This window comes from Algoriphagus sp. A40, from assembly GCF_002002735.1.
Classification (GTDB): Bacteria; Bacteroidota; Bacteroidia; order Cytophagales; family Cyclobacteriaceae; genus Algoriphagus.
Genome location: NZ_MUNY01000029.1, coordinates 1 through 485, shown reverse-complemented (window position 1 = coordinate 485; position 485 = coordinate 1). Strand labels below are relative to the sequence as shown.

The 485-nt window shown below is 28.0% G+C and carries 1 protein-coding gene; it reads left to right on the top strand.

Features of this window, described 5'->3' with window-relative positions:
- Positions 1-11: 11 nt before the first annotated feature.
- A partial coding sequence (locus B0E43_RS23770; protein WP_217349125.1) for a hypothetical protein occupies positions 12-485 on the top strand: 474 nt, incomplete at its 3' end.

Sequence of the window (485 nt, the reverse complement as noted above, 5' to 3'; positions counted from 1 at the left end):
ATTAAATCATCATGGACAATCGTACCAACATAGAAGCATTTGTCAGAAATCTCGAGAAAAAAGATCTAAAAATATTCTTTACTTTTCAGAATATAAAAGAAATTCACGAGACCCACCTTTCCATTATTGGAAATAAAACAAAAACAAATCCTGTTAAAGATTCTATTTTACTTTTTTACAATACACTAGTTACGGAAGGTGATTTTTTAACCTCAAGCAGAACACACAGAATAATATACAATTTCACTGAAGAAGAATTAATAATTGCATTTTTGGAAGAAACTTCAGGCTGGGGAAAACTTGACGATATAATTCATAAAATCCCATATAGCAAAATAAGTAATTCAAACACATACAAAAATAAAGAAGGTAACACTATTTTAGGCATTTACTTTAAAGACTCTAACGAATACACAGGAATAACGCAACCATATATTAAAATTGAAGACCAACATTTAATAACAATTTCAAACATAATTAACAAC